Annotated in this window: 22 protein-coding genes; 7 read left to right on the forward strand and 15 right to left on the reverse strand. The window is 67.6% G+C overall.

The window, feature by feature from the left end; translation table 11 throughout:
• Window positions 1–7 precede the first annotated feature (7 nt).
• On the reverse strand, window positions 8–514 hold the full coding sequence (locus tag A3ES_RS0112875) for an MFS transporter (RefSeq protein ID WP_020387229.1): 507 nt from the start codon (window positions 512–514) through the stop codon (window positions 8–10).
• Window positions 515–771: 257 nt separating this feature from the next.
• On the opposite strand from A3ES_RS0112875, the gene A3ES_RS53970 reads away from it, so the two are divergent.
• The gene (locus A3ES_RS53970; protein ID WP_020387230.1) at window positions 772–909 is read left to right on the forward strand and encodes a hypothetical protein; all 138 of its coding nucleotides are present in this window, start codon (window positions 772–774) and stop codon (window positions 907–909) included.
• Between the two features lie 14 nt (window positions 910–923).
• Here the strand turns inward: A3ES_RS53970 and A3ES_RS47075 are convergent, their stop codons facing one another.
• From A3ES_RS47075 to dxr, 10 genes are all read right to left on the reverse strand, one after another.
• A complete protein-coding gene (locus A3ES_RS47075; RefSeq protein WP_020387231.1) occupies window positions 924–1,430 on the reverse strand; it encodes a GNAT family N-acetyltransferase in 507 nt (168 codons plus the stop codon).
• Window positions 1,427–2,080 (reverse strand): VOC family protein, encoded by a 654-nt coding sequence (locus A3ES_RS0112890; protein ID WP_020387232.1) that lies wholly within the window; start codon window positions 2,078–2,080, stop codon window positions 1,427–1,429. Before A3ES_RS0112890 ends, A3ES_RS47075 begins: the two co-directional genes overlap by 4 nt.
• Window positions 2,077–2,241 (reverse strand): ribbon-helix-helix domain-containing protein, encoded by a 165-nt coding sequence (locus A3ES_RS0112895; protein ID WP_020387233.1) that lies wholly within the window; start codon window positions 2,239–2,241, stop codon window positions 2,077–2,079. The genes A3ES_RS0112890 and A3ES_RS0112895 overlap by 4 nt, the downstream gene beginning before the upstream one ends.
• Window positions 2,242–2,289: 48 nt before the next feature.
• The gene (trxA, locus tag A3ES_RS0112900) at window positions 2,290–2,625 is read right to left on the reverse strand and encodes a thioredoxin (RefSeq protein ID WP_020387234.1); all 336 of its coding nucleotides are present in this window, start codon (window positions 2,623–2,625) and stop codon (window positions 2,290–2,292) included.
• On the reverse strand, window positions 2,622–2,987 hold the full coding sequence (locus A3ES_RS0112905; protein WP_020387235.1) for a MerR family transcriptional regulator: 366 nt from the start codon (window positions 2,985–2,987) through the stop codon (window positions 2,622–2,624). Before A3ES_RS0112905 ends, trxA begins: the two co-directional genes overlap by 4 nt.
• Window positions 2,988–3,174: 187 nt before the next feature.
• Window positions 3,175–3,723, reverse strand: coding sequence for a nucleosidase (locus A3ES_RS0112910; protein WP_020387236.1), 549 nt, complete (start codon window positions 3,721–3,723; stop codon window positions 3,175–3,177).
• Window positions 3,724–3,775: 52 nt separating this feature from the next.
• Entirely contained in the window at window positions 3,776–4,657 is an 882-nt protein-coding gene (locus A3ES_RS0112915; RefSeq protein ID WP_020387237.1) for a trypsin-like serine protease, read from the reverse strand.
• A 132-nt stretch (window positions 4,658–4,789) separates the two neighbouring features.
• Window positions 4,790–5,941 carry a flavodoxin-dependent (E)-4-hydroxy-3-methylbut-2-enyl-diphosphate synthase gene (gene ispG, locus A3ES_RS0112920; protein ID WP_020387238.1) on the reverse strand — a complete coding sequence of 384 codons (1,152 nt, stop codon included), beginning with the start codon at window positions 5,939–5,941 and terminating at the stop codon, window positions 4,790–4,792.
• Between the two features lie 22 nt (window positions 5,942–5,963).
• Window positions 5,964–7,277, reverse strand: a complete 1,314-nt coding sequence (locus tag A3ES_RS0112925) for a M50 family metallopeptidase (RefSeq protein ID WP_020387239.1) — start codon at window positions 7,275–7,277, stop codon at window positions 5,964–5,966.
• Entirely contained in the window at window positions 7,274–8,500 is a 1,227-nt protein-coding gene (gene dxr, locus A3ES_RS0112930) for a 1-deoxy-D-xylulose-5-phosphate reductoisomerase (protein ID WP_020387240.1), read from the reverse strand. Before dxr ends, A3ES_RS0112925 begins: the two co-directional genes overlap by 4 nt.
• Before the next feature lie 62 nt (window positions 8,501–8,562).
• Here dxr and A3ES_RS0112935 point away from each other — a divergent pair, with 62 nt between their 5' ends.
• The 4 genes from A3ES_RS0112935 to A3ES_RS47080 all read left to right on the forward strand — a co-directional run bounded on the left by A3ES_RS0112935 (window position 8,563) and on the right by A3ES_RS47080 (window position 11,702).
• Window positions 8,563–9,138 carry a DUF1707 SHOCT-like domain-containing protein gene (locus tag A3ES_RS0112935; RefSeq protein WP_063745951.1) on the forward strand — a complete coding sequence of 192 codons (576 nt, stop codon included), beginning with the start codon at window positions 8,563–8,565 and terminating at the stop codon, window positions 9,136–9,138.
• A 70-nt stretch (window positions 9,139–9,208) separates the two neighbouring features.
• The gene (locus A3ES_RS0112940; protein WP_020387242.1) at window positions 9,209–10,372 is read left to right on the forward strand and encodes an acyl-CoA dehydrogenase family protein; all 1,164 of its coding nucleotides are present in this window, start codon (window positions 9,209–9,211) and stop codon (window positions 10,370–10,372) included.
• 11 nt (window positions 10,373–10,383) lie between these two features.
• On the forward strand, window positions 10,384–11,385 hold the full coding sequence (locus A3ES_RS0112945; RefSeq protein WP_020387243.1) for a phosphotransferase: 1,002 nt from the start codon (window positions 10,384–10,386) through the stop codon (window positions 11,383–11,385).
• A gap of 32 nt (window positions 11,386–11,417) precedes the next feature.
• Window positions 11,418–11,702, forward strand: a complete 285-nt coding sequence (locus tag A3ES_RS47080) for a hypothetical protein (RefSeq protein ID WP_020387244.1) — start codon at window positions 11,418–11,420, stop codon at window positions 11,700–11,702.
• Window position 11,703: 1 nt separating this feature from the next.
• Here the strand turns inward: A3ES_RS47080 and A3ES_RS0112955 are convergent, their stop codons facing one another.
• Entirely contained in the window at window positions 11,704–12,426 is a 723-nt protein-coding gene (locus A3ES_RS0112955; protein WP_020387245.1) for an SDR family oxidoreductase, read from the reverse strand.
• A 70-nt stretch (window positions 12,427–12,496) separates the two neighbouring features.
• Here A3ES_RS0112955 and A3ES_RS0112960 point away from each other — a divergent pair, with 70 nt between their 5' ends.
• Both A3ES_RS0112960 and A3ES_RS0112965 read left to right on the forward strand, forming a co-directional pair.
• Window positions 12,497–13,408, forward strand: a complete 912-nt coding sequence (locus A3ES_RS0112960; protein WP_020387246.1) for a LysR family transcriptional regulator — start codon at window positions 12,497–12,499, stop codon at window positions 13,406–13,408.
• Between the two features lie 53 nt (window positions 13,409–13,461).
• Entirely contained in the window at window positions 13,462–13,836 is a 375-nt protein-coding gene (locus A3ES_RS0112965) for a nuclear transport factor 2 family protein (RefSeq protein WP_020387247.1), read from the forward strand.
• Window positions 13,837–13,983: 147 nt separating this feature from the next.
• Here A3ES_RS0112965 and rny read toward each other — a convergent pair whose 3' ends face one another.
• The 3 genes from rny to A3ES_RS0112985 form a co-directional block, all read right to left on the reverse strand.
• A complete protein-coding gene (gene rny, locus A3ES_RS0112970; protein ID WP_040454606.1) occupies window positions 13,984–15,687 on the reverse strand; it encodes a ribonuclease Y in 1,704 nt (567 codons plus the stop codon).
• 708 nt (window positions 15,688–16,395) lie between these two features.
• A complete protein-coding gene (locus A3ES_RS47085) occupies window positions 16,396–17,115 on the reverse strand; it encodes an Rv0909 family putative TA system antitoxin (RefSeq protein WP_020387250.1) in 720 nt (239 codons plus the stop codon).
• A gap of 613 nt (window positions 17,116–17,728) precedes the next feature.
• On the reverse strand, window positions 17,729–18,154 hold the full coding sequence (locus A3ES_RS0112985; protein ID WP_020387251.1) for a peptidase inhibitor family I36 protein: 426 nt from the start codon (window positions 18,152–18,154) through the stop codon (window positions 17,729–17,731).
• Window positions 18,155–18,532 lie beyond the last annotated feature (378 nt).

Genomic DNA, 18,532 nt, shown 5'->3' on the forward strand with positions numbered 1-18,532 from the left:
CGGCCGCTCAAGCGCGCAATGGGTCGTGAGCCGCCGCGATTGCCCGCAACGGCGAGGTCCACGCGACCACCACGGCAACAAACCCGAGCAGCCCCATCACGACCATCGCGGGCCGTACTCCGAACTGGCTGCTGACCACCCCGGCAACGATCGAGCCGAGCGTCCAGCCCACTCCCCACGACAACATCCGGCCCGCCGTGTTCACCCGGCCGAGCAGTTGTTCCGGCGTCACCTGCTGCCGATACGAGATGGCGTTGACGATCACCAGCACGTACGCCGAACCCCATGCCAGCAAGGCGATCGCGGCAAGCGGCCAAGTCGGCATCAACGGCGTGACGACCCCCAACGCGGCCGACACCGGAAGCGCGTAGAGCGTGATCGCTGCCGCGGGCAACCGCTTCAGCAACCGGGGCAGTCCGACCGCGGCGGCCAGCCCACCGATGCCCCAGGCCCCATAGATGAGCCCGAACCGAAGCCCCGAAGTACCGACATGCAGGACGCGGTCGCACCACACAAACCATCAGCGCGACGAACCCGCCGCCGGCGAACGACTGCAGGCTCCCCACGATCGTCATCGTCCGCACTCCGGCGTGGTGGACCAAATACCGAACGCCTTCCGCGATCTCGGTCAGGAGCACTCGCGGCCGCAATGGCACCTGATCGGCTCGCTGCTCCGACATCGCCCGGACGATCCCCCGTACTGCGGTCGCCGACGCCACGAAGCTCAACGCGTCGAGCGCCAGCAGACTCGCCGGGCTGAGCACCGCCAACGTGAGACCGGCCAGTGGCGGTACGAACAACTCGATCAAACTCGACGCGGTCCACACGGCCGCATTCGCCTGCGCCACGCGGGCCCGGCCGACCAGCACCGGCAACGCACCGAAGTTGGCGCCGTCGAAGAACGTGTAGGGACTTCAACACCACTAGAGGTCAAGACTCATCCACATCAACTCGCCACCAAGGTCGCGCTGCGGCAGATCGCGCGCCTCGACGAAGCCGTGTTTGCGGTAGAAGCGGATCGCGGGCTCGTTGGTGATCAGCACATCGAGCAGGAGCTGGGTGGCGTCTGCCGGAAGTGCCGAGATCGCAGCCTCCAGCAAGGCTTTGCCAACGCCTTGGCCTTGATACTCGGGCAGGATGTAGAGCTTCCACATCACCCAGAGCTCGTCCTCCCGCCCCACCCCCACCATCCCGACAACTCGCTCGTCGTAGATGCGATCGCCACCGCCCTGCTCAGCCTCATCGACGGCGATCAGGGTGATCCCGTTGCTGATCCCCCGCTCGACCATCTCGGGCGACCACCAGGCGGCCAGCCCCTCCTCGATGAACTCGGGCGACGCCAACCCGTCGTACGCGACCGGCCAAGTCCTCAACCCGACCTCCCGCACCGCCGCCGCATCCGCGACCTCGGCACGCCGTACCCGGATCACCCGCGGACTCGCACGGTCTGTCCGTCCGGGTCCACGACCGAGAGACCACCGGCAACCGGCTCTGCCTGATAGCCGGTCGCCGCCAGACGCCGGGCGACCTCATCCAGACTCTCCGTCGTCGTCAACTCGATCCGTACTTCGAACTCGGCCGCCGCCCGGAATCGCACCAGCTCAGGATTGTCCCCACCCAGCGCATCCAGAAGTCGCTCCCAGCCGGCCTGGTCCGCGACGCCGAGCAACGGCGTCACCGACCAGCGTGCGTCCGGGTGAGCGTCATGGAGCTTGTAGCCGTAGAGATCTTTGCTGCGTTCATCGATCCAGAGCTTCGTGCCATCGGGACCGCTCGCCGTCAGTACCCGCCCGAACGCCTCGTCGAAGATGCTGGCGTCCGCAAACCCGGCCGCCTCGAGCCGCTCCTTCAACTCCTCGATGTCGTCAGCCTCGAAGGCCAGCCCGGTCTCACCCGCCTTGGCGCCCGAGGTATTGCCGGCGGCGTCATGGAGGGCGACCATCCCGCGGCCCGCGACCATGTCGACCCAGACGCCGCGCTCCGACTCGATCCGGGATCGCAACCCCAGCGTTTCCAGGAACGCGCGCATCGCCTGCACGTCGTCCGTGAATCTCAACGGCCGAACCACTACGTCGTTCATCCTCGGGCCTCCCCGTGGGTGTCCAGGTATGTCGTCAGCGCCTGCTCGACGAGGGCGGACAGGCTCGCGCCCTCGTCGATCGCCTGGTGCTTGATCCGGCGGATCAACTCCGGCGGCAGATAGACGTTGAACTGCGCCTTCTTGGCGACTTCTTCGCTCATACCTAGAATGCTAGCAAAGTAGCTAGCTACCAACCAGAGGCCGCAGGCTCAGACCGCGGTCAGCAGGGCGTCGTCGAGTTCTTTCAGGAGTTTGGCCTTGGGGCGGGCGCCGACGACCGACCAGATCAGTTCGCCGTGGTGGAACAGCATCAGGGTCGGTAGTGCCATCACCCGGTACTTCGAGGAGATGGCCGGGTTCTCGTCGGAGTTCAGCTTGACCACGGTGAGGCGGTCGGCGCGTTCGGTGGCGACCTGCTTCAGGATCGGCACGATCTGGTGGCACGGCGGGCACCACTGCGCCCAGAAGTCCACGAGTACGGGCTTGTCGGCACGCAGTACCAGCTCGTCGAAGTTCGACTCGTCGGCGATCAGCAGTTCGGTCATACCTTGGTCCTCCAGTTCTCGGCATCGGTCAGGAGGTCGGCGAGCTTGGCCCGCAGTTCGGTGAGTTCGGCGATCCGCCGATCCACCTCGGCGATCCGCGCCCGGTACGCCGTCAGCGACGCCGGGCAGACGTCAGCCCGGTCGTTGCCGGCCCGCAGGCACTCGATGAACGGGTAGGTCTGCTCCGCGGTCAGCCCGAGCGACAGCAATGCCTTGACCTCGCGAACGACGATCACGTCCTCGGCGCCGTACGTCCGGTACCCGTTGGCCTCCCGCTGGGGCTTCAACAGCCCCTGAGACTCGTAGTACCGCACCGCCTTGACCGTTACTCCGGCCGCAGCCGCCAAGTCACTGATGTGCATCCCGCCTCCTCGTCCCCGACGCTAAACCCTGCCCCCAGGGTCAAGGTCAAGCCAGGATAGGCGACTACCTCAAGCCGGGAGCCGGACGCCCATCACATGCCAAAGGCCAGGTCAGCGAGTAGCGACCCACCTGCTGAGCGTGCGCGGTGTAGCTCGGCGGGGGTTGGTGTGTGGTGGCGGTGCGGACCTAGGCGAGTTCGGTGCGGAGCCACTCGCCGAGGACCTTGGCACTCGCGTCCACGAGCGCGGGCCAGTCCTTCGCGGCCTCATCGGCCGAGTCGGAGACATGCTTCACGAGCCGCACCGGTACGCCGTACTGACGGCAGGCGAACACCACGCCGTACGCCTCCATGTCGACCAGGTGAGCCCGCTCGGCCAGCCGAGCCCGGACCACCGGGTCGGTGACGAACACGTCACCCGACGCGAGCACCGTTCCATCGCCGCCGTCGATCTGCAGGGACTCTTGCGGGTCCAGGCCGATCGCCCGGATCGCCTCCGCGTTGAGGTCGTGGTTGACGACCTCACTCGGCAGGTAGATCCCGGCGAGACCGTCGCGCAGCGCACCCGTCGTACCGACGTTCAGGACCATCAGGTCGCTGGTGTCGCGGCCGGCCAGCGCCTGCGCGGTGATCACCGCCGCCGCGGTCTTGCCGACCCCGGTGATGACCACCGGGATGCCTTCCGGAACGTACCGAGCCTCGCCACGCGTCGCGCTGACCACCATGTACTCCGTCACGCGGCGAAGGCTATCCGGTTCGCCTGGAGCAGGCCCTTGCGGACCGAGGAGGTCAGGGCAGCGCTACGTACGGCGCGAGGAAGTTCCGGGCCGACGGCGTGTCGACGCGGTAGACCACATTCGTCGCGTAGCACGGGCTGTCGCCGGTGATCGTGGTTGCCGCCAGCACCCGCTTGCCGCCGAGCGTGACGAAGTTCGGGCCGCCCGAGTCGCCGTAGCAAGCGCCGCCGTTGCCCTGAGGCGCGGTCATCGCCAGCCGTACCCAGGTCTTGTTCAACGCGTTGAAGTCGACCGGAGCCTTCATCCGGACGCCACCACCCGGGTGGGTGTGACCGCCCGGCCCACGGACGGCTTCCTGGGTGCCGTAGCCGACCACGAGCCACGAGGCGGCATCCAGTGCGCGGCTACCCAACTGGTCCAGCTGTCCGGCCGTCGGCAGCGTCGCGGGAGTGAAGCTCCAGACGTCCGCAGGGTCGGTCTGCCGCGTCGCGAAGTCGATGACGCCGATGTCGTGCGAGTCCGCCGAGTTCCCCGGGAACGCGGGATCCTGGTGCGGGTCTCCTTCGACTGCATGACCGGCCTGGACGAAGGCTGCGGCCGTCTGTGCGGGGGTCAGGCCTTGAGCGGCGGCCTGGTCGAGGAGCGCCTGCACGTCCTGCTCGAGCGACACGTAGAAGCGGGTGCCGACAGGCCAGTCGTCGGTGCAGTGAGCCGCGGTGAGGTAGGTGTCGCGATCGATCATCGTCCCGCTGCACACCCAGTCGAACCGGTCCGGCACACCGTCATCGGTGGTGTCCCACAGCGCCATGAACGCGCCGACCTCGGTCCGTTCGGGCGCCGGCGAGGCGTTGTAGGAGTTGATCGCCGCGGCGGGCAGAGTGGCCGCACAGACAGCGACACCAGTCGCGAGTACGGCGAGCAGCTTGGTTCTCATGATCAACCTCCCGGACCGGCCCATCACCAGGCGGGTGGGCCGCTGGCACCATAAAAGCCCAATCCGGGAGTCCGGGGAAGCAGTCGCTCTTCAGCCAACGGCTGACGGCAGGTCAGCCGATGTGACGGTGGGTCAGCCGACGGTGACGGTGGGTTCGCCGCCATCGATCGACTCGCCCATCTCCTCGGCGATCCGCATCGCCTCTTCGATCAGGGTCTCGACGATCTGCGACTCGGGCACCGTCTTGATCACCTCGCCCTTGACGAAGATCTGGCCCTTGCCGTTGCCCGAGGCAACCCCCAGGTCGGCCTCGCGAGCCTCGCCCGGTCCGTTCACGACGCAGCCCATCACGGCGACGCGGAGCGGGACCTCCATCCCTTCGAGCCCGGCGGTGACCTGCTCGGCCAGCGTGTAGACGTCGACCTGGGCGCGGCCGCAGGACGGGCAGGAGACGATCTCCAGCTTGCGCTCGCGCAGGTTCAGCGACTGCAGGATCTGCAGGCCGACCTTGACCTCCTCGACCGGCGGCGCCGACAGCGAGACACGGATCGTGTCGCCGATCCCCTTGGACAGCAGGGCGCCGAACGCGACCGACGACTTGATCGTGCCCTGGAAGGCCGGGCCGGCCTCGGTGACGCCGAGGTGCAGCGGCCAGTCGCCCCGCTCGGACAGCAGCTCGTAGGCCTTGACCATCACGACCGGGTCGTTGTGCTTGACCGAGATCTTGAAGTCGTGGAAGTCGTGCTCCTCGAACAGCGACGCCTCCCAGACGGCCGACTCGACCAGCGCCTCGGGCGTCGCCTTGCCGTACTTCTTCAGCAGCCGCGGGTCCAGCGAGCCGGCGTTGACGCCGATCCGGATCGAGGTGCCGTGGTCCTTCGCGGCGGCGGCGATCTGCTTGACCTGGTCGTCGAACTTGCGGATGTTGCCCGGGTTGACCCGGACCGCCGCACAGCCCGCCTCGATCGCGGCGAACACGTACTTCGGCTGGAAGTGGATGTCCGCGATCACCGGGAGCTGCGAGTGCTGCGCGATCTCCGCCAGCGCCTCGGCGTCGTCCTGGGACGGGCAGGCGACCCGGACGATGTCACAGCCGGCCGCGGTCAGCTCGGCGATCTGCTGCAGCGTCGTGTTGACGTCCGAGGTCAGCGTCGTGGTCATCGACTGCACCGACACCGGGGCGTCGCCACCGACCAGCACCTTGCCCACCTTGATCTGGCGGGTCTTGCGGCGCGGAGCGAGGGTCGGCGGAGGCAGCGCTGGCATGCCCAGGGAGATGCTCATTTTTCCTTTAATCGTTGGAGAGTTAGCCGTTGAACAGCCTGATCGGATTCACGATGTCGGCGATGACGAGCAGCACGCCCATCACCACGATGACGCTGGCCGCCACGTAGGCGATCGGCAGCAGCTTGGCCACGTCGACGTACCCGGGGTCGGGCCGGCCGAACAGCTTGGCGAAGCCGCGCCGGATGCCTTCCCAGATGGCGCCGATCATGTGGCCGCCGTCCAGTGGCAGCAGCGGGATGAAGTTGAACAGCGCGAGGAAGAGGTTCAGCGAGGCGAGCAGGGAGATCAGGAAGGCGATCCGCTCGCCGCCGGTCAGCTCCTGGTTCGAGGCGACCTCGCCGGCCACCCGGCTGGCGCCGACGACGCTCATCGGGCTGTTCTCGTCGCGCTCGCCGCCGACGATCGACTTGGCGACGCCGACCAGCTTCTCAGGGAAGTTGCCGAGCGCGTGCACGGTCGCGACGGTCAGCTCGCCCATCTTGTCGACCACGAACGGGAAGTCCTGCCGGACCACCTTCTGCTCCGGCGAGACGCCGAGGAAGCCCACCGAGACGAACTTGTCCGAACCGGGCTTCTCCACCACCTGGTTGAGGATGGTGTTGGTGGTCAGCGTCTGCTGCTGCCCCTCGCGCTCGACCACGATCGTGGCGGGCTTGTCGGTGTTCGAGCGGATCAGCGGGGTCAGGTCGTCCCAGCTGTTGATGGCGGTGCCGTTGAAGGACAGGATCTTGTCGCCGACCTTGAAGCCCGCGGCCTTGGCGGGCGACTCCTTGTCGGTGGGCTTGCAGGTGCGGTCGGCCTTGGCCGCCTCCGACGCGGGAATCACGCAGTCGGTGACGGTCGCGATCGTGGTCTGCGCGACGTTGGCGCCGTAGATCATGAACAGGCCGCCGAACAGGACGAAGGCGATCGCCACGTTCACCAGCGGACCGGAGGCCATCACGATCAGCTTCTTCCACCACACCTTCTGGTAGAAGAGCCGGCCGTTGTCCGCCGCATCGATCGTCTCGTACTCCGCGGCCCGCGCGTTCTCCACCATCGACTGGATCGGCCCGGTGTTCGCCTTGCGCACCTTGGTCGGGTCCTGGCCCTTGGCCGGCGGCATCATCCCGATGATCCGGACGAACCCGCCCGCGGGGATCAGCTTGATCCCGTACTCCGTCTCACCGCGTTTGGTCGACCACACGGTCCGGCCGAAGCCGACGAAGAACTGGGTCACCTTCATCCCGAACGCCTTCGCCGGCAGCATGTGGCCCATCTCATGCAGCGCTACCGACGCCAGGATGCCGATCACGAACAGCACCACGCCGATGAAAGTGAGGAGTGCGCTCATACCTGTGTGGTCTCCTGGGCCTGGTCGTTCGTAGTGCCGGTCAGTTCGCGGGCCCGGGCGCGCGCCCAGGCGTCCGCGGCGAGTACGTCGTCGATGGACAGTTCCTCGTACGAGGGTACGTCGTGTTCGGTCACGATCCGGGCCACGGTGTCGACGATGCCCAGGAACGGGAGCCGACCGTTACGGAACGCGTCCACACAGACCTCGTTCGCGGCATTCAGTACCGCGGGCGCCGTACCGCCGCGCTCCCCCGCCTCGCGGGCCAGTTGCACCGCCGGGAAAGCCTTGTTGTCGAGCGGCTCGAACTGCCAGGAAGCCGCCGTGGTCCAGTCACAGGCCGCCGCGGCGTCCGGTATCCGTTCGGGCCAGCCCAAGGCGAGCGCGATCGGCAACCGCATGTCCGGCGGCGAGGCCTGCACCATGGTCGAGCCGTCCACGAACTCGACCATCGAGTGCACGATCGACTGCGGGTGTACGACGACGTCGATCCGGTCCATCGGCAGCCCGTAGAGCAGGTGCGCCTCGATCACCTCGAGCCCCTTGTTGATCAGGTTCGCGGAGTTGATCGTGATCACCGGACCCATGTCCCAGGTCGGGTGGTTCATCGCCTGTTCAGGCGTCACGTCGGCCATCTCGGCCCGGCTCCGGCCACGGAAGGGTCCGCCGCTCGCGGTCACCAGCAGGCGTCGTACCTCGTCGGCGGTACCGCTGCGGAGGCATTGCGCAATGGCGCTGTGCTCGGAGTCGACCGGAACGATCTGGCCAGGCTTCAGCCGCTTGACGACCAGCGGACCGCCGATGACCAGAGACTCCTTGTTGGCGAGCGCGAGCGTCGTACCGGCGTCCAGGGCGGCCAGGGTCGGCTGCAGGCCGACGGATCCGGTGATGCCGTTGAGAACGACGTCACACGCCATCCCGGCGAGCTCGGTCGAGGCGTCCGGCCCGGTGACGATCTTGGGGATCTTGAACTGCCCTTGCGCGTAGTCACGCTTCTGCGCCTCGGCGTAGAAGGCCAGCTGCAGATCCTGCGCGACGGTCGCCTTGGCAACGCCGACGACCTCGACCTCGAACTCCAGCGCCTGCTGCGCCAGCAACGCGACGTTGTCACCGCCCGCGGACAGCGCGACCACCCGGAACCGGTCGCGATTCCGCCCGATCAGCTCGAGCGCCTGCGTCCCGATCGAGCCGGTCGAACCGAGGATGACGACGGTGCGTTGATTCACGCGACCTATTGTCACAGGTCTTTTAGCCCGGCTGGCGCCGGGCAGCCGCTACCTTTGCTTCTATGAGTCTGGAACAGCCGCCGCCCGGCCACCGAGCCTCTGACCAAGACCGTGAGCGGGCCGCCGCGGTGATCCAGGAAGCGCACAGCGACGGCCGGCTGGATTTCGAGGAGCTGGACGAGCGGCTGACGCAGATCTATTCCGCGAAGACCCAGCTCGAACTGCGCACCGCCACCGCGGACCTGGTGCCGGTCGCGCAGGGCGGGGCGGCCGAGGTGACGATCCGCGCCAAGCACAGCGCCCAGAAGCGCGAGGGAGCCTGGACCGTGCCGGAGCGGGTCACGGCCCTTCCGGAGCACTCGTCTCTGCGGCTCGACTTCACCGACGCGGTGGTGCGCTGGCCTGAGATCCACGTCGAGGCCCGCCCGAAGCACAGCTCCATCCTGATGATCGTTCCCGAAGGCTGGAGCGTCGACCTCGACCAGATCGACATGGTCGGCAGCAGCGCCTCGAACAAAGCCGGTACTCCGAAGCCTGGCGGCGTCCGCCTCCACATCACCGGCGAGGCCCGCTACAGCAGCATCACCGTCCGCCATCCCCGCAAGCGCCACTGGTGGTGGCCTTGGTACCGCAAATGAGGTCAACCACACCTCGGGTGTGAGGTCTCCCTCAGGGTGTGACGGGCGTGGTTGCGGATAGCGTGTGGGCATGACGGTTTCGCTGGATCTCGTGGACGTGGATTCGCTGCTCACCGAAGAGGAAGTCGCCATCAGGGCGACGGCTCGCCGGTTCGCGGACGAGCGGTTGCGGCCACAGCTGCCCGAGTGGTTCGAGTCGGCGAGCATCCCGGCCCGCGAGCTGGCGAAGGAGCTGGGCGCGCTCGGGCTGCTCGGCATGCACCTGACCGGGTACGGCTGCGCAGGTCTCGGTCCGGTGGCCTATGGGCTGGCCTGCCTGGAGATCGAGGCGGCCGACTCCGGGATGCGGTCGCTGGTCAGCGTGCAGGGGTCGCTGGCGATGTATGCGATCTGGAAGTACGGGAGTGAAGAGCAGAAGACCGAGTGGCTGCCCCGGATGGCCGCGGGCGACGCGATCGGCTGCTTCGGACTGACCGAGCCGGACTTCGGATCGAACCCGGGTGGCATGCGCACCAACGCCCGTCGCGATGGCGACGACTGGGTGCTCAACGGTTCGAAGATGTGGATCACCAACGGGTCGGTGGCTGACGTGGCCGTCGTCTGGGCGCGCACGGATGACGGCGTCCGCGGATTCGCAGTACCGACTGATACTCCTGGGTTCTCCGCTCCGGAGATCACCCGGAAGATGTCATTGCGGGCCTCGGTGACGTCCGAGCTGATCCTCGATGACGTGCGGTTGCCGGCGTCGGCCATGCTGCCTGAGGCACGGGGGCTGTCGGGTCCGTTGGGGTGCTTGAACGAGGCGCGTTTCGGGATCATCTTCGGCGCGATGGGGGCTGCACGCGACTGCCTGGAGACGGCACTCGACTACGCCGCCGATCGCCAGGTCTTCGACAAACCGCTGTCGGCGTACCAGCTGACGCAGGCGAAGTTCGCGGACATGGCCGTCGAGCTGAACAAGGGCATCCTGCTCGCGGTACACCTCGGCCGTCTGAAGGAGAAGGGCGCGCTGCGCCCCGAACAGGTCAGCGTCGGCAAGCTGAACAACGTCCGCGAAGCGATCGCGATCGCCCGCGAGTGCCGCACCATCCTCGCGGCGAACGGCATCAGCGGCGACTACCCGGTCATGCGCCACGCGAACAACCTCGAATCCGTCCTCACCTACGAGGGCACCTCCGAGGTCCACCAACTAGTGATCGGCCAAGCCCTGACAGGCCAATCCGCCTTCCGCTGAGGCACTAGCGCATGCTGGTCGAGCCACCTCTGGACCGGGCACTTCTGCTCGAGTCGGTGCGAGACCTGTACTCCCTTGCCTTCGACGAGTTGCGGTTCATTCCGCTCGGGTGGGTTTCGGCGGGGTACGAGATGCGAGTTGGCGACGACCGGTACTTCCTGAAGTTGTGGCCGGGTGGCCGGGACGCCTCCGACGCCGTGGTTCGGCTGCCGTTGGCGCTGCGGTTGCACTCGCTCGGTTTTCCCACTCGGGTGCCGTTTCCCCTTGCCACCAAGGACGGTTCGTTGTCCGCGGCGGTCGCGGCTGGGGTTGTTGCCCTGTTCCCGTTCTTGCCCGGGGCAACGCCAGCTGGCTGGCCGCGGTGGCCGGCCGCGGTCCTCGACGAGATCGGCCGGACGATCGCGGCGCTGCACGCAGCGACGCCGGAGTTGGCGTCCGTAGTACTGCCGCGGGAGCGTTTCGAGGTGCCTGTTGCCGATGTACTGCGGCTTCACCTGGCCGATCTCGCTGTCCGCGCCGATCGGGTCGCGGTCATGGACCAGTTGGAACGGCTAGAGCACCTGCAATCCGCAGTACGCCGGCTGCCGTCGCAGTACGTGGTCTGCCACGCCGATCTCCTCGGCAGCAACATCCTCGTCGACGCCGACAACCGGATCAGCGCCCTCGACTGGGACGCCGCGTACCTCGCTCCGCCTGAGCTCGACCTCGCCATGCTGCTGCACGGCGAGCAGCCCACCGACGACCAGGCCTTCCGTCGCGCCCTCGCCGTCTATCCGCGAGACGTGCCGCTCTCCGAGGACCTGTTCGCCTTCTTCCTTCTGCGCCGCTACCTGGACGACTACACCGCCCGGGTACTGCGCCTGCACCAGAGCGACCTGGACCCGGCCGAAGCCGCCGATGCTCGCGACGGCCTCCGACGCTGGGGATCCGTGCAGTGGGAGCAGCTCGACCGCACCATCGGGCTCGTTCGCAGCGCGGTGCTTGACGATCGGCGGATCGGGTACCGAGCGTAAAGAACATCACAGAAAGTTACCTGGAGGTGACGATGAGGATCAACGGGGGCATTGCACTCATCGCGGTCGGGGCGATCATCGCCTTCGCCATCCGCGACACGTCGAGCTGGATCAACCTCACCGTCGTCGGCATCGTGATCATGCTCGGCGGCGCGTTCGGGCTGTGGTTCTCCTACCGCCTGGCGAACGCCAAGCACGACGAGGAGATCACCTTGATCAAGCCGACGGTCGAGGATCAGTACACGACCGAGCCGCACGAGTACGCGATCCAGGAGCACATCGATGTGACTCCCAGCCACCTTCCCAAGGAGGAATAGCTCAGACGAGGCGGGCGCCGCCGTCCAGGTGGAGGACCGTGCCCGTCAGGAACGGGTTAGTGATCGCGCTCAGTACGGCCGTCGAGATGTCCTGGGTGGTCCCGATCCGGCGGGCCGGATTCTTCGCGGCCACGTCGGCGAACAACTTGTCCTTGTCCGCGCCCATCCCGTCCCAGGCGCCCGAATCGACGATGCCGGGCGATACCGCGTTGACGCGCACGGGGGCCAGCTCGAGGGCGAGCGCCTGAGCGAGGAAGGCGACCGCGCCGTTGGTCGTCGCCGTGACGGCCATCCCGGGCCGCGGACGCCAGGCGACGATCCCCGAGAACAGAGTGACCGAGGCCGTCGGCCGCAGGTGCTTGACCAGGAGCAGCGCACCGATCACCTTCGCGTCGAACGCGCGCGTGATGGCCTCGCGCTCCAGCTTCTCCACCGGACCTTTCGCCGGTGCGTTGGCCAGCGAGATCAGGTGGTCGACGACGACGTCCCGCCGCGCGAGTTCGGTGGCCAGTTCGGCGATCGACTCCTCGTTGCTCAGGTCAACGACTGCCGTCGCGACCGATCCCTCGATCGATTCCGCCACGGCCCGTACTGCGTCGTCGCTGCGACCGGTGATCGTCACCTGTGCACCTTGGTCGACGGCATCCTGAGCCAGCTGTCTGCCGATGCCCGAGGTGCCCGCCACGATGACTACCTGCCGGCCGTTGAGTTCTGCTGTTGTCATGCGTCCAGCCTGACCACTTCAAGCCATCAGCACAAAGACCAGTTCTCGATGCTTGCCATAGAATGTTTCTATGCCTACCTTGCGAGCCCTGGAGTGCTTCGTCGCCACGGTCGAGGCCGGGTCGATCACCCGGGCCGCCGCGCAGCTGCATCTTTCGCAGCCCGCGCTCTCGCACCAGATCGCCATGCTGGAGAGCGAGTTGGGCTCACCGCTGTTCGAACGGTTGCCCCGCGGTATCCGTCCGACCGCCGCGGGACGCGAAGCTCTGCGGCACGCGCACGGAGCACTGGAGGCCGCCGACCGCGTTGTGCAGGCCGGTCACGCGGTCGCCGCGCTGGACGCCGGCCAGCTCCGGATCGGCTGCGCGGGCTCGATGACCGCCGGGCTGCTGGCTCCGCTGCTCCGCGCCTGGCGAAGGCGTCACCCCGGCGTACGGCTCGTCCTGCAGGAACGGTCCAGCGCCGACGCGCTCGCCGCGATGATCACCGCTGACGAGATCGACGTCGCGATCAGCCCGCGTCCGACCCGCTGGGACGGCGCCGTCGAGTTGCTCGCAAGCGAGGAGATCGTCATCGCCTTCTGCACCGGCGACCCGCTCGGCGACCAACCCGGCCCGATCCCGATCAGCGCCCTGCACGGCTACCCCCTAATCCAGTACGCCGGTCCGCATGGCCTCGCCGGCTGGCTGGACGGGCTCTTCGCCGAGCACATGGTGGCGCCTGAGGTCGTCATCCGCACTCGGCAAACCACCTCCGCGCCTGCCCTGGCAGCGGCGGGCCTCGGAGCGGCCGTAGTACCGGTGAGCGGGGTTCCGGCTGGGTTCGCGGGGACCGTGCATCGACTCGATCCGCCGCAGTCCCGGGATGTCGTCGCGCTGGCGGCCGGGCGGGGCGACGTACTGGTCGAGCAGTTCATCAGGACTGTGAAGGCGACCGGTCTGCGGGTTCCGGCGGCCCTGGTGCGTCAGCTAGAGGCGGTTTAAGACTGGCTGAAGGCGGCGGCGGACACTGGCTCGAGAAAGGGCAGGTGGTCCCGATGACCGACAAGAACCGCGAGCTGCTGGAACGCCTCTGGCCGATGGACGGGCAACTCGCGTTGTCGGCCGAGGCCGAGCACGAGTTGCGCGCCGAGGACTACGTGCTGGAGATGCCGCAGTCGGGCGAACGGATCGTCGGCCGGGACAAGATGCGCGCGATGCAGCAGGAGTACCCGGCGCCACCGTCCATCGAGGTGCAGCGGATCACCGGCGCGGGCGACCACTTCGTCCTGCTCGGCCGGTCGGACTACGGCGGCGACGTCTATCACGTAGCGAACGTCGTCGAATTCGCCAACGGCCGGATCGCCCGCGAAACCCGCATCTACGGCTCCCCTTTCGAGCCGCCGGAATGGCGCGCGAAGTACGCAGAGTAGGTCGCCGCGCAGCACGACCCTGTGGATAACTCCGCGACCGAACGGACCCTGGCGGATACACTCAGTTAGGAAGGACAGGGGGCGTGGTGGTGGACGCGGACAGCGAGTTGGGCCGAATGATCGCCTGCCCGCCGGAGCTGTGTGCGCTTACTTGGCGACCTCGGTTGCGCGGGACTCGCGGACCACCGTGACGCGGATCTGGCCGGGGTAGGTCAGCTCCTCCTCGACCTGCTTGGCGATGTCGCGCGCCATCACCTGCGCGGCGATGTCGTCGACCGCGTCCGGCAGCACCATCACGCGGATCTCCCGGCCGGCCTGCATCGCGAAGACCTTCTCGACGCCGTCGTGATGCATCGCGATCTCCTCCAACCGCTCCAGCCGCTGCACGTACGCCTCGAGCGACTCGCGCCGCGCACCCGGCCGCCCACCACTGACCGCGTCCGCCGCCTGGGTCAGTACGGCCTCGACGGTCCGCACCTCGACCTCGTTGTGGTGCGCCTCGATGCAGTGCACGATGTCGTCGTCCTCGCCGTACTTACGAGCAAGCTCGGCGCCGACAATCGCATGACTCCCCTCGGACTCATGCGTCAACGCCTTGCCGATGTCATGCAGGAACGCGCCCCGCTTGCACCGCTTCGCATCCAGCCCGAGTTCCGCCGCCATCATCCCCGCGATGTGCGCCGACTCGATCAGGTGCTTGAGCACGTTCTGCCCGTACGACGTCCGATAGCGCAGCAGGCCCATCGTCCGCATCAACTCCGGATGCAGATCGGTGATCCCGACCTCGGCCATCGCGTCCTCGGCCGCTCGCTCGCACAGCTCGGCGACCTCGCCCTTGCTGCGCTCGTAGATCTCCTCGATCCGGCTCGGGTGGATCCGGCCGTCGAGTACCAGCGAGTCCAGGGTCAGCCGCGCCGTCTCCCGGCGTACCGGGTCGAAGCAGGACAGCAGCACCGCTTCGGGGGTGTCATCAATGATCAGATTGACGCCGGTGGTCTGCTCGAAGGACCTGATGTTGCGGCCCTCGCGCCCGATGATCCGGCCCTTCATGTCGTCGCTGGGCAGATGCACCACGGAGACGACGGACTCACTGGTCTGCTCCGACGCGAGCCGCTGGACGGCGCCGGTGATGATCTTGCGCGCCTTGATCTCGCCCTCATCCTGCGCCTGGCGCTCGATGTCGCGAACGATCATGTGCGCGTGCCGCTTCGCCTCCGCCTCGATCGCGGCGACCAGCTCGGCCTTCGCCTGCTCGGTGGTCAGGTTGGCGACGCCTTCCAGGATCCGGCGCCGCTCGTCGTCGAGATCGCGGATCTCGGTCTTGCGAAGGTCCAACTCGGCGAGTTGCGCGGTCAGCTCGGACTGGCGCTGGTCGATCCCGCGGTGCTGCTCGTCGAGACGTTCCTCGCGCTCGGTCAATCGGTGCTCGCGCCGCTCCATCTCCAGCCGCTGCTCGCGCAGGTCCTCGCGGATCGACTGCGCCTCGGACTCGGCTTCCCGGCGTACGTCGGAGGCACGCAGCTCGGCCTCCCGCCGTACTTCGGACGCGCGTCCTTCGGCATCGCGGCGGATTTCCTCGGCGCGTTGCTCGGCCACCTCGGCGCGGACGCGCAGTACGGCGGCTGCTTCTTCTGCCTGCCGGGTCACGAGTTCGGCGGCGGACTTCGCGCCGGCCGTGATCGTGGCGGCCTCGAGCTTCGCGTTCGCCTCAGCGGCACTGGCGGCCGCGGACAGGTCAGCGACCTTGCGGCGGGACAGCGTCAGGCCGATCCAGGCCAGCAGGCCGACAATCAGCAACCCGATCAGGACGAGCCCCACAGATGCCGCCGTCGGCATAGCCGCGAGTGACATCGGCGTCTCCCCTCTGCAGGTCGCGCCCAGGGGCGTGACGTTGTCGGCGTCGAAGGGAGCTTCACAGCGATCAGCAGGACGGTACGACGAAGAGCACCACCCGGTTCGGCGGTGCTGCGAACCCCCGGCCGTGCCGGGTCGTCCTCTGCGGCAGCTCGGTCGAGCGTTGGTCTCTTGTCCCCCGCGCCACGGTCATGGCCCGGGTGTCCGGCCGGTCCAGCCGGCCGCTGCTATGTACGCCACCTTGCGATGGAGTGATCCCTTACTGAATCCGAGGCTAAGCGCGGCTATCCACAGGGTCAAGACGAACACCCACCGACCAGAACCCCGGTCAAATCGAGACCTTGACCGCAGATCACCAGAAGGTCAGCACCCGATCACCGTACGCCGCACCCGCCCGACCAAGCGCCGTCTCTCCCCGACCCCCATCCCGTTGCCCACCACAACCCACCCCCCCACCGTTGCCGCCCACATCCATCCCGGCCAGCCGGTTCCCGAGCCCGCCACAGCCGGTGGACACGTGGTTCAGCAGGACGCGCACTCGCCCCGGCCCCGCACTCAACTGCCTTACGGCCACCGTCGCCTCCAGCGCGCTTTCGTAGTACGGGAAGGTGCCGGACATATGTCATCGACCCGGGCTCCACCTTCTGCGTGCAGGAGAAGAGCCCGGGTCGATGGGGGTTGCTATTGCTGGTGCTCGGGTGAGAACTACCTCGGTCCAGGGAGACCGCCGTCAGTGGTACCGGTCGCAGTACCGCCGGTCTCGGTCCCCTCCGTACCGGACCCGGCCGAACTGCTCGGGTTGCTCGCGACATCCGGCGCATCACCACCGACCACAGTGCCATCCACAGCATCCGGGTCAGCCTCATCGACCGCACCCTCAGCACCAGAATCCACGGCAGAGTCGCCAGCACCAGACTCATCCGCGCTGGACTCACCCGCACTCGAATTGCCCGCGCTGGACTCCGCGCCGCCCTCGTCACCGGTGGACTCGCTCGTGCTGGAGTCCGCGCCGGAGTCGGCCGCTTCTGGCTCAGCCGCCTCGGGCTCGGTCGTCGTCGCCTCGCTGGTCGGCTCGCTCGTACTCGCCTCGGGGGCGGTCGACTCGGTCGTGCTCGAGTCTGTCTTGCTCGAGTCGGGCGTGGTCGGGTCAGTAGGGGCCGACTGGTCTGGTCCGGAGTCGGTGGGTTGGGTCGTCTGCTCGGGTGCGGTGGTCCCGGGACCACCGGGCGACTCGGAAGGCTGGCCCTGAGAGTCGACATAGTTGCCGACCTTCTCCTGAACCGAATCGACCTTCTCGGCGTACTTCCCGCCGGTCTGCTTGTCGATCAGGTCGCCAGCCTTCTCCACGCCCGCCTTGATCTTGTCCGGGTTTTGCTTGACGACATTCCGGAGCCAGTTCTTAGCCTGTTCCTGGAAATCGTTCATTGCACCCTCCGAGAGGTGTCAGGGGCGGATCGGACGAAAATCTCAGCCTACGGACCGCACAAAACCGATCCGTACTTCGGATCAGACACCGTCAACCCCCACCCGTCAACGTCCCTCGCCGCCCACACCCCATCTCCTTGCCCCCCACTCCCACCCAACGCAGCCGGCACAGCGGCAAAAGCGCGCCGGCCGGAACGCCGCGAGGAGGGCTGCGGCCACCACGTCGAGAGAAGAACGACGCGACCGGTGCTGCGGGGAGAACCGCGGCATGACCGGTACTGCGGGACAAGCGCGACGTGACCGGTACTGCGGGTGGGCGAGCCGTAGCCGCGCGGAGCGGCGAACTCGGCGGACCGCAGCCATCTCGTACGGCGTACTGCGGTGGCTGGCTGGCGCGCCACCGGCGCACGGTAACCGACCGGCGCTTTGTGGGACCCGCTGGAGACACGCGATTCGCTTTCTGACACTTCCTGATGACGCCTGAGGCGATTCGGCTGTGCGAGCTGTTGATCCTTGCCCGGCCTTCAACGCCGCTGGGACTGCTCTGTGGGTCCCGGTCCTGGCCGGTGCGCAGGCGTCCGCCAGAACCGGCACGGGACTCAGCAGTCGATGACTACCGGGGCGCCAAGGGCTTGTCGCAGCTATCGCCGGCATTGACAACGCTGTAGGAGCTGACAATTCGGCTAAAAAAGTTCTGTGCCGCGTCCGGATGTGTAGCCGGCGGGATCTTGCGCGACCACCCCTGCTCCCCCCTGTTGTAGTTGTGGTGCTGGTAGACGCAAATGTAAGCCCCGGTGCGGTTCCAGACCGACCAGGCCCAGTCCCCGAAACCGATGGAATGCAGGTCCTGGTGCCAGATCGGAGCAACTCCGTCGGTGAAGGGGCTATCTCCGCCATCCGCGTAGTGGAAGAGGCAGAACTTCCCTGCGGCGCACTGGTACCAGTCGGCATTCGCCTGGGTGGCCGGGGCCGCGACCAGGACGGCCGCTCCGAGCCCGGTGGCGAGCGCCGCCGACGTGAGTGTGCGTCGTATGTTCATCGTCGATCCTTTCGATGATGTGCTGACGCTTCGATCCTGCGTGCCGCGGCGAGTTCGGTGGGTGATCCCGGACGAATCCGGATGAACTCGTTGTCCAGGGGCAAACCCGCGCGTCCCGCCGAGTAGTCCTGACAGGAGGTCCTTCGGGCGGTCTGTCGCGGTCGAGGTCAGCGCGAATGCCGCCTCCGCCGCTAGCCAATACCGCACGACTCGGATAGCGCTCGTTGCCGACCTACCGGGCAGCCGCCCGTACGCCGGTGGCGCCGCTGGCGTACCGCAGCCGACTGCCTTTGGGGCCGATGGCGAGACGCCAGGCGCTGGTCGCTCCGTTGCCGTGCCAGGTGCCGCGTCAGTGCGGCGGTACGGGTACGACTCACT

Source organism: Kribbella catacumbae DSM 19601 (assembly GCF_000372465.1).
GTDB lineage: Bacteria > Actinomycetota > Actinomycetes > Propionibacteriales > Kribbellaceae > Kribbella > Kribbella catacumbae.